This is a genomic window from Streptomyces sp. NRRL F-5727, assembly GCF_000719555.1.
Classification (GTDB): domain Bacteria; phylum Actinomycetota; class Actinomycetes; order Streptomycetales; family Streptomycetaceae; genus Streptomyces.
Map to the genome: position 1 here is coordinate 22075 of NZ_JOGX01000084.1, position 6000 is coordinate 28074.

At 75.7% G+C, this 6000-nt stretch carries 6 protein-coding genes; 5 read left to right on the plus strand and 1 reads right to left on the minus strand.

Annotated features, from left to right (window positions below; genetic code table 11):
- Positions 1-117 precede the first annotated feature (117 nt).
- Together IF73_RS0134005 and IF73_RS0134010 are read left to right on the plus strand one after the other, a co-directional pair.
- On the plus strand, positions 118-576 hold the full coding sequence (locus tag IF73_RS0134005; protein WP_031014646.1) for a hypothetical protein: 459 nt from the start codon (positions 118-120) through the stop codon (positions 574-576).
- A 33-nt stretch (positions 577-609) separates the two neighbouring features.
- Complete coding sequence (locus IF73_RS0134010) at positions 610-1473, plus strand: spermidine synthase (RefSeq protein WP_031014647.1); 864 nt, start codon at positions 610-612, stop codon at positions 1471-1473.
- A gap of 6 nt (positions 1474-1479) precedes the next feature.
- Here IF73_RS0134010 and IF73_RS0134015 read toward each other — a convergent pair whose 3' ends face one another.
- Positions 1480-2064, minus strand: a complete 585-nt coding sequence (locus IF73_RS0134015; protein ID WP_158822232.1) for a hypothetical protein — start codon at positions 2062-2064, stop codon at positions 1480-1482.
- Positions 2065-2152: 88 nt separating this feature from the next.
- On the opposite strand from IF73_RS0134015, the gene IF73_RS0134020 reads away from it, so the two are divergent.
- The 3 genes from IF73_RS0134020 to IF73_RS0134030 all read left to right on the plus strand — a co-directional run bounded on the left by IF73_RS0134020 (position 2153) and on the right by IF73_RS0134030 (position 5881).
- Positions 2153-2854, plus strand: a complete 702-nt coding sequence (locus tag IF73_RS0134020; protein ID WP_031014651.1) for a response regulator transcription factor — start codon at positions 2153-2155, stop codon at positions 2852-2854.
- A complete protein-coding gene (locus IF73_RS0134025) occupies positions 2851-4239 on the plus strand; it encodes a sensor histidine kinase (RefSeq protein ID WP_031014653.1) in 1389 nt (462 codons plus the stop codon). Before IF73_RS0134020 ends, IF73_RS0134025 begins: the two co-directional genes overlap by 4 nt.
- A 151-nt stretch (positions 4240-4390) precedes the next feature.
- Positions 4391-5881 (plus strand): cellulose binding domain-containing protein, encoded by a 1491-nt coding sequence (locus IF73_RS0134030; RefSeq protein WP_031014655.1) that lies wholly within the window; start codon positions 4391-4393, stop codon positions 5879-5881.
- The last annotated feature ends 119 nt before the right edge of the window (positions 5882-6000 follow it).

A 6000-nucleotide genomic window follows, 5' to 3' on the forward strand; every position in this document is an offset into this window, starting at 1 on the left:
TCTGCCATGAACTGCCATCCTTTGCGGCGGCGTGCCGCCGTAGCCGTTGACGCGCACGGGCGTTGAACCGTATGGGAGAGACGGAACGTGTCTCCTCTGGGAAGCGAGGAGGGGTCCATGTCCGAGAACGCCGCGCCATTCGAGACGACCGTGACGACCGCGACGCCCACGGCGACCGTGCCGACCACACCCGCCACCGGGCCCGAGGAGCCCTGCGACCTGGTGACCGTGCCCGCCCGGCAGGGCCTGGAGGCCGTCGACATCCTCCGCCGCCGCGGCGCCCCCGCCGTCGGGCCCGTGCTGCACGACGGCGCCTGCGACACCCTCGGCTTCCTCGTCCCGCCGGGCACCGCCGCCGGCTGGGACCTCCCGGGCAGCGCCTGCACCCGCACCTCCGGCCGCGGCCTGCGCCTCCCCGAACTCCCCGAACTTCCCGAGCCCGCGGGCGACGCCCCCCGCCCGGCCGGCTGGCTGCTGCCCCCCGGCGACACCGGACCGGTCACCGACCCCGCCGTCCTGCGCCGCGCCCTCGGCGAGGCCGCCCGCCTCATCGAGGCGGCCGACGGCTGTCACTGAGGCCCCCGGCCGGATCCGTCCGATAATGGGCGGATGGCCAGGAACAAGCAGCGCGAGCGGGCGGCGGCCGACGCCGTCTCCGAGACCGTCGACGGCGGGCTCGCCGAACTCATACCCGACCGCGACCGCCCGCGCGCCTGGACGCTGCTCCTGGACGGCGCCCCCCAGTCCCACGTGGACCTCGACGACCCCGCCGCGCTCACCTTCGAGTACCAGCGCCGGCTCGGCCACGTCGCCGACCTCGCCGCCCCGCCCGGCCGCCCCCTCCAGGCCGTGCACCTGGGCGGCGGCGCCTTCACCCTCGCCCGCTACGTCGCCGCGACCCGGCCCCGCTCCACCCAGCAGATCGTCGAGATCGACGAACCCCTCGTCCGCCTCGTCCGCCGCGAGCTGCCGCTCGACCCCGGCGCCCGGATCCGGGTCCGCGCCACCGACGCCCGCGCCGGACTCGCCAAGGTCCCGGACGGCTGGGCCGACCTGATCATCGCGGACGTCTTCCGCGGCGCCCGCACCCCCGCCCACCTCACCAGCACCGAGTTCCTGGACGAGGTGCGGCGCGCGCTGCGGCCCGGCGGCACGTACGCCGCCAACCTCGCCGACGGCCCGCCGCTCGCCCACCTCCGCGGCCAGATCGCCACCGCCGCCGCCGTCTTCCCCGAACTGGCCCTGATCGCCGACCCGACCGTGCTCCGCGGCCGCCGCTTCGGCAACGCGGTCCTCGTCGCCTCCGGCCGCGAGCTGCCCGTCGCCGACCTGACCCGCCGGGTCGCCACCGACCCGCACCCCGGCCGCGTCGAACACGGCCGCCCGCTGGCCGACTTCACCGGCGGCGCGGCCCCGGTCACCGACGCCACCGCGAAGGCGTCACCCGCCCCGCCGCCCTCCGTCTTCCGCTAGGGCGGCCTAGGTCCTGTCGTCAAACTCCCGTCGTCGCCCGAAGGGCGGCCCCGCGGCGTCAGGTGCGTGCTCTCGGCGTGCCGGGTGGAAGTCCTCGTACTGGGTGAAGGTCACCCGGATCCACGTCGGCTGCTTCCACACCTGCATCTGCCAGCCCGCGGCCGGCACCGCCGAGACCAGCTCGGCGGAGGTCTCGCCGAGGTCGAACGTCACCCGGCCGCCCTCGGACGGATAGCTCTCCACCCCCGAGGACGAGCCCGAGGGGGCCGGGGGAGCCGTGGTCGCAGCGGGGGTGGTCCGGGGCGGGGCGGCCGGGCGGGTGGACGCCGGGGCCGTCGGGGCCGCCGCGGACGGCGGGGGCGTGGTGGTCCGGGGCGGGGCCGCCGGACGGCTGGTCGAGGACGTCACCGGGTTGCCGATCGCCGTCTCGGCGGGGACGGGACCGTCCGGGGTGCCGACCGGCAGCGGCAGGGCCCGCGGCGGGTCGTAGACCGTGCCGGACAGCACCGTGTGCACTCCCCACCAGGAGAGCGTGACCGCCGCGCCGGTGGCGAGCGACCAGGCCAGGGCGTGAACGAGTCCTCTTCGCATCCGGGCCATAGTGCACCACGCCCGGCGGGCGCGGACCGGAAGGTGGGGAGTGACCGAGGTGTCCCCCGAATGGCGTACGGTGCCGCCCATGGCAAGTGTGCTCGTGGTCGAGGACGACCAGTTCGTGCGCTCCGCCCTCATCCGGCAGCTGACGGAAGCCTCCTACACGGTACGGAGCGTCGGCACCGCCCTGGAGGCGCTGCGCGAGGTCGCCCATTTCCGCTTCGACGTGGTCGTGCTGGACCTCGGACTGCCCGACCTGGACGGGTCCGAGGCGCTGAAGATGCTGCGCGGCATCACCGACGTACCGGTGATCATCGCGACCGCCCGGGACGACGAGGCCGAGATCGTCCGGCTGCTGCACGCCGGCGCCGACGACTACCTCGTCAAGCCGTTCTCCGTCGAGCACCTCACCGCCCGGATGGCCGCCGTGCTCCGCCGCGCCCGGTCCGTCTCCGGGGAGCCCGCGCCGCCGACGGAGCTCCGGGTCGGCGGGCTCGCCATCGACCCGCTGCGCCGCCAGGCAGAACTCGACGGCGTCCCCCTCGACCTGACCCGCCGCGAGTTCGACCTGCTCGCCTTCCTCGCCGGCCGGCCCGGCGTCGTCGTCCCGCGCAAGGAACTGCTCGCCGAGGTGTGGCAGCAGGCGTACGGGGACGACCAGACCATCGACGTCCACCTGTCGTGGCTGCGCCGGAAGCTGGGCGAGACGGCCGCCCGGCCCCGCTACCTCCACACCCTGCGCGGCGTCGGCGTGAAGCTGGAACCGCCCAGGGAGCCGCAGCCGTGAGATGGGCGCTCGTGAAGGTGTCGCTGGCCGTCACCGCCATGGTCGTCATCGCCTTCGCCGTCCCCCTCGGCCTCGTCGTCAAGGAGATGGCCCGCGACCGGGCCTTCTCCAACGCCGAGCGGCGGTCGTCCGGGCTCGCCCCGGTCCTCGCGATCACCACCGACCGGGCGGAGCTGGAGAAGGCCGTCGCCTCCACCGAGGACGGCGCCGCCGGCCGGCTCGCCGTGCACGTCCCGCCCGCCACCCCGGACGGCCAGGCCCTGGAGATCGGCACCCGCCGGGCCGACCCCGGCGAACTGACCGCCACCCGCACCCTCGGCCGCGCCTCCATCGCCGAGGTGCCCGGCGGCTACGCCCTGCTCCAGCCCACCGCGCTCAGCTCGGGCGAGGTCGCCGTCGTCGAACTCTTCGTCCCCGAGGCCGAGGTGACCAACGGCGTCGCCACCGCCTGGCTCGTCCTCGCCGGCGTCGGCGTCGCCCTGATCGTCGGCTCCCTCGCCGTCGCCGACCGGCTCGGCGTCCGCATGGTCCGCCCCGCCCAGCGCCTGGCCGGCGCCGCCCACGAGCTGGGCGAGGGCCGGCTCGGCGTCCGGGTCGCCGAGGAGGGCCCGCCCGAACTCAAGTCGGCGGCCGTCGCCTTCAACTCCATGGCCGACCAGGTCGTCCAGCTCCTCGCCAACGAGCGCGAACTCGCCGCCGACCTCTCCCACCGGCTCCGCACCCCGCTCACCGTGCTCCGCCTCAACGCCGCCTCGCTCGGCTCGGGCCCCGCCGCCGACCAGACCCGGGCCGCCGTCGAGCAGCTGGAGCGCGAGGTGGACACCATCATCCGTACCGCCCGCGAGGCGAAGCCGCAGACCACCCCGCCGACCGGGCCCGGCACGGGCTGCGACGCCGCCGAAGTGGTCCGCGAGCGCATGGAGTTCTGGTCCGCGCTGGCCGAGGACGAGGGGCGGCTCGTCCGCCTCGCCGGGGTGGAGCGGCCGGTACGCATCCCGGTGGCGCGGCCCGAACTCGCCGCCGCCCTCGACGCCCTGCTCGGCAACGTCTTCCGGCACACCCCGGAGGGCACCGCCTTCTCCGTCGACGTCCACAACGGCGAGGACGCGGTCATCGTCCTCGTCTCGGACGCGGGCCCCGGCATCGCCGACCCGGACGCCGCCCTCGCCCGCGGCAACAGCGGCACCCGCGCCGGCTCCACCGGCCTCGGCCTCGACATCGTGCGCCGCATGGCCGAGGCCACCGGCGGCGACGTCCGGATCGGCCGCTCGGTCCTCGGCGGCACCGAGGTGCGCGTCTGGATCGGGCTCGGCGGACACCGCCCCGGCGCCGAGGGCCGCCGCTCGCACCGCCCGGCCCGTCGCCGCAAGGCCCCGCGCCGCTGAACCTTTGCCCCTGGTGATGGCTCCCTTAAGCGGAGCCTAAGGATCCCGACCACCGCCCCCGGTGCGGCGATTGTCCGTTTCCCCGGCGCTAGCGTGCTGCCCGCACCCCCCCACCGCACCCCGGATCCCCCGCACCACGGAGGCAGCACCCATGGGCAGCAACGCGCACCGGCGCAGGACCAGCGGCCGCACGAAGGCCCTCGGCGCGGTCGTCGCGGCCGCGATCACCGGGGGCACGGTCTTCGCCCTCACCGGCACCGCCCAGGCCGCCGCCGTCGGCGCCGCCTACACCCGGACCTCCTCCTGGACCGGCGGCTACACCGGCCAGTACGTGATCACCAACGAGACCTCCGCCGACCAGTCCGACTGGACGCTGGAGTTCGACCTGCCCGCCGGGACCACCATCGGCTCCCTGTGGAACGGCGACCACACCGTCTCGGGCCGGCACGTCACTGTGAAGCCCGCGAGCTGGAACCGCCGGCTCGCCCCCGGCCAGTCCGTCACCGTCGGTTTCGTGACCTCGGCGGCCGGACAGGCCGGGGACCCCTCCGGCTGCCTCATCAACAAGGTCGGCTGCTCCGCCGGCGGCCCCGCCCCCACCCCCAGCGGCCGCCCCACCGACCAGCCCACCGCGACCGCGAGCCCGAAGCCCACCGCGACCGCCACCACGACCCCGAAGCCGACCCCGACAACGGCGCCCCCCACCACCGCGCCGCCCACCACGGCACCCCCGACCGCCCCGCCGACCGCCGCCGCCCGGTACGCCCCGTACGTCGACACCTCGCTCTACCCCTCGTACGACCTGCTCGCCACCGCCGACGCCACCGGGGTGAAGGAGTTCAACCTGGCCTTCATCACCTCCGGCGGCTCCTGCGCCCCCCTGTGGGGCGGCGTCACCGACCTCGCGTCCGACAAGGTGGCCGCCCAGATCGGCGCCCTGCGCGCCAAGGGCGGCGACGTGCGGGTCTCCTTCGGCGGCGCCGCCGGCCACGAGCTGGCGCTGAACTGCGCGAGCGCCGCCGACCTGGCGCAGGCGTACGGCAAGGTCGTCGACCAGTACAAGCTGACCAAGGTCGACTTCGACGTCGAGGGCGCCGCCCTGCCCGACACGGCCGCCAACACCCGCCGCTCCCAGGCGATCGCCCAGCTCCAGAAGACCCACCCGGGCCTGAACGTCTCCTTCACCCTGCCGGTGATGCCCGAGGGCCTCACCCAGCCCGGGGTGAGCCTGCTCGCCGACGCGAAGAGGAACGGCGTCCGGATCGACGCCGTCAACATCATGGCGATGGACTACGGCCCCGCCTACAGCGGCGACATGGGCGGCTACGCGATCCAGGCGGCGACCGCGACCCAGGCCCAGCTCAAGGGCGTCCTCGGGCTCTCCGACGCGGCCGCCTGGAAGACCGTCGCCGTCACCCCCATGATCGGCGTGAACGACGTGGTCAGCGAGGTCTTCCGGGTCGACGACGCCACCCAGCTGGTCGACTTCGCCCGGTCCAAGGGGATCGGCTGGCTGTCGATGTGGTCCTCGACCCGGGACAAGCAGTGCGCGGCCGGCGCCGTGAACTACGCGGACGCCACCTGCTCCTCGATCCTCCAGCAGCCGCTGGCGTTCACGAAGGCGTTCGCCGCCTACCGGTAGCCCCTCCGTCCCCCCACACCGCGTGCCCCGGCCGGGGGGGGGGGGGGTCCGGCCGGGGGACGCGGGGGGGGGGGGCGGAGGGGGTACCGGGAGGGGGGGGACGGCCTCGTGAACGCCAG

What these genes read in the sequence shown, in the direction of transcription:
- IF73_RS0134020 (WP_031014651.1), top strand. Translation starts at nt 2,153, where the DNA reads ATGGCAAGTGTGCTCGTGGTCGAGGACGACCAGTTCGTGCGCTCCGCC.
- IF73_RS0134015 (WP_158822232.1), bottom strand. Translation starts at nt 2,064, where the DNA reads ATGCGAAGAGGACTCGTTCACGCCCTGGCCTGGTCGCTCGCCACCGGC.
- IF73_RS0134010 (WP_031014647.1), top strand. Translation starts at nt 610, where the DNA reads ATGGCCAGGAACAAGCAGCGCGAGCGGGCGGCGGCCGACGCCGTCTCC.
- IF73_RS0134005 (WP_031014646.1), top strand. Translation starts at nt 118, where the DNA reads ATGTCCGAGAACGCCGCGCCATTCGAGACGACCGTGACGACCGCGACG.
- IF73_RS0134030 (WP_031014655.1), top strand. Translation starts at nt 4,391, where the DNA reads ATGGGCAGCAACGCGCACCGGCGCAGGACCAGCGGCCGCACGAAGGCC.